This is a genomic window from Bifidobacterium moraviense, assembly GCF_012932365.1.
Classification (GTDB): domain Bacteria; phylum Actinomycetota; class Actinomycetes; order Actinomycetales; family Bifidobacteriaceae; genus Bifidobacterium; species Bifidobacterium moraviense.
This window is the reverse complement of record NZ_JAAIIH010000032.1, coordinates 1-2,845: the sequence shown is the minus strand read 5'-3', so window position 1 is coordinate 2,845 and position 2,845 is coordinate 1. Positions and strand designations below refer to the sequence as shown.

Below are 2,845 nucleotides of genomic sequence, written 5' to 3'. Positions count from 1 at the left end.
AGGCCGAGCAGGACCCGGCCGTCGAACGCGCTAGACTCGTTGACAAGCCGCGCGGTTTCCTTCACTTTTTCAATCACACACCGAATGAAACCGCACGGCCCTTACACACCAAAATCGGAAGAGCCCCTTTTCGCCTACGGCGAGGAACTGGACAGAGAGGCCGAGGAAACCCAGCAACGGCTCATACAAGAGGCCATCATGAACCCGGCCAATACCGTCGAGGGCCAAAAGAGGGCCAAAACGGTTTCAGGCGGGATACAAGAAAGCGCCGGAACCCTTGGATTCCAGCGCTTTTCGTGGCAGTCGCCCTTTGTACCCCCTGAGAGAGTCGAACTCTCGTTGTCAGAGTGAAAGTCTGATGTCCTAACCGTTAGACGAAGGGGGCAGACAACTTGATTGATGATACACAGCGCCGGCGCGTTGCGCAAATCCGCAACACGCCGGCGCGCAGACTCCTTCATATCCCGCGGAGGGCCAAAAGAGGGCCAAAGGGAGATCGCCGCCGCGCGCGGGGCTCAGACCCGGCGGTAGGTGAAGTCGTGGATCACGCGGCCCGCGGCGAGGCCCTTGCGCTCGAAGTTGGTGAGGATGCGCCCCTCGAAGCGCGGCGACTCGACGAAGTCGGCGTGCGGCAGACCGGCGGCATCCTCCGCGTTGCCCTTGCCCACGTGCTCGGTGGGCAGGCTCACGGCGAGCGTGCCGTCGTTGGCCCAGCCGTCCAGACCGTCCATCACCTCGTGCACGTGCAGCGCGTAGTCCTCGATGTCGGTGGCGATGCGCCACACGCCGCCGTCGCGCAGCGCGCGACGCACCTGCGCGGCGAACGCGGGCTGCACGATACGCCGCTTGTGGTGGCGCATCTTGGGCCACGGGTCCGGGAAGAAGGTCCACACCTCGCCCGCCACGCCGTCGCCGAGGTGCGGCACGAACCCCTGCGCGTCCACCTGCGCGACGCGCAGGTTCTCGAGGCCGTCGCGCCCGGCGAAGAGCAGCGCGTGGGCGACGCCCGGATCGTAGACCTCCAGCGCGAGGAAGTTCAGTTCGGGGTGCGCGGCGGCCGCGGCGGCGACGTTCTCGCCCTGACCGCTGCCGATCTCGATGACCAGATCGTGGTCGTTGCCCCAGGCACGGCGCACGAACGCCGCGTCGAACGTGAAGTCGTCCGCGACCTCCAGATCGCGCGCGCCGGACGGCATGTCGAGCAGATAATGCCCCGCATAGCGGTCCCACGCGCGCTGCAGGCGGTCGTCGAGACGCGCGGAGCGCCGCACGAACGACTTGACCGGGTGCAGGCGCTGCAGCTCCTCGCCGCTCAGTCGCGCCTCCCCGCCGGCCTCCGCGGCCGTCACGGGGCCGACCCCCGTCATGCCGTCCGCCGTCGCCGCGCCGTCCGCTTCCGCCGCGCCGTCCACACGCATCTCGTCGCCCACGCGCTCCTCCTTGCCTCGACGCCGTCGGACGCGGAGCCTTCCGCAGGCCCGGCCGAACGACGCGCATTCGAACATCGATGGATTCCAACATCCAGTGACCACGCGACAATAGGAACGACCGCCCACGCGCGTGTGCGTAGTTGTTCATGTGCTATACTCAAAACGTCAGAAAAAGTAACAAATGGGAGCAAAAACGAACATCCTTTGCGACGTTCGGCATCGTCCCCCAATGAAAGGCCAGACATGACAGTTCTCGTTACCGGCGGCTGCGGATACATCGGCGCACACGTGGTCCACGCACTTCATCAGGCCGGCGAGCGGGTCGTCGTCGTCGACGATCTGAGCTACGGCAAGCCCACCCGCATCGAAGGCTCCCGCCTGTACGGCATGGACATCTCCGCCCCCGGCGCCGGCGAGCGCCTCGCCGAGATCCTCGACGCCGAGGACGTCGAGGCCGTGATCCACTTCGCCGCGCGCAAGCAGGTCGGCGAGTCCGTGGAGAAGCCGCTGTGGTACTACCAGCAGAACATCAACGGCATGCTCAACGTGCTCATCGGCATGACCAAGTCCGCCAAGGCCAAGAAGCTCGTGTTCTCCTCCTCCGCCGCCACTTACGGCGTGCCGCCGGTCGACGTGGTGCCCGAGGACGTGGTGCCGATGCTGCCGATCAACCCCTACGGCCAGACCAAGCTGTTCGGCGAGTGGATGGCCCGCGCCTGCGAGGGCACCTACGGCATCCGCTTCTGCGCGCTGCGCTACTTCAACGTGGCAGGCTGCGGCCCGGTCGAGCTCGAGGACCCGGCGATCCTCAACCTCATCCCGATGCTGCTCGACCGCCTGAAGAAGGGCAAGGCCCCGCTGATCTTCGGCGACGACTACCCCACCCCGGACGGCACCTGCGTGCGCGACTACATCCACGTCTCCGACCTGGCCGATGCGCATCTGGCCGCCCTGAAGTACCTCGACCGCGACGAGCGCAAGTACGACGCCTTCAACGTGGGCACCGGCGAGGGCACCTCCGTGCGCCAGATCGTCGACGAGCTCAAGAAGGTCACCGGCATCCCGTTCCAGGAGCACGTGCAGGGCCGCCGCGCCGGCGATCCGCCGCACCTGATCGGCTCCCCGAAGCGCATCAACGAGGAGATGGGCTGGCACGCCAAGTACGACGTGGAGGACATCGTCAAGTCCGCATGGGACGCCTGGCAGGCCAACCCGGAGCACCACATCGACGTCGAGCACTGGAAGCAGGCCGACTGATCCGCGGCCGCGGCAACGCGACGCTTCCCCCCCCATTACCATGTTTGGTAGGCCCCGATGGCCGGGGCCGGGTCGCCGGTTCCGGTATGACTTTCCTGCCCTGTCGTCGATGATCCGGGGGGTGTTGTCGCCGGGAACGGGGACGCCCGATGACCGCT

2 protein-coding genes and 1 tRNA gene are annotated in these 2,845 nt (G+C 66.7%); 1 reads left to right on the top strand and 2 read right to left on the bottom strand.

Annotation, left to right across the window (positions count from 1 at the left end; translation table 11 throughout):
- Positions 1–313: 313 nt before the first annotated feature.
- Both G1C96_RS10030 and trmB read right to left on the bottom strand, forming a co-directional pair.
- Positions 314–385: transfer RNA gene (locus G1C96_RS10030), tRNA-Glu, on the bottom strand.
- Between the two features lie 130 nt (positions 386–515).
- The gene (gene trmB / locus G1C96_RS10025) at positions 516–1,418 is read right to left on the bottom strand and encodes a tRNA (guanosine(46)-N7)-methyltransferase TrmB (protein WP_417852187.1); all 903 of its coding nucleotides are present in this window, start codon (positions 1,416–1,418) and stop codon (positions 516–518) included.
- A gap of 255 nt (positions 1,419–1,673) precedes the next feature.
- Between trmB and galE the strand changes: the two genes are divergently transcribed.
- Positions 1,674–2,687, top strand: a complete 1,014-nt coding sequence (gene galE / locus G1C96_RS10020) for a UDP-glucose 4-epimerase GalE (RefSeq protein WP_169276444.1) — start codon at positions 1,674–1,676, stop codon at positions 2,685–2,687.
- The last annotated feature ends 158 nt before the right edge of the window (positions 2,688–2,845 follow it).

Bases quoted from the DNA above. Each gene is read 5' to 3' on its own strand.
- trmB (WP_417852187.1), bottom strand. From the start codon at position 1,418: ATGCGTGTGGACGGCGCGGCGGAAGCGGACGGCGCGGCGACGGCGGAC.
- galE (WP_169276444.1), top strand. From the start codon at position 1,674: ATGACAGTTCTCGTTACCGGCGGCTGCGGATACATCGGCGCACACGTG.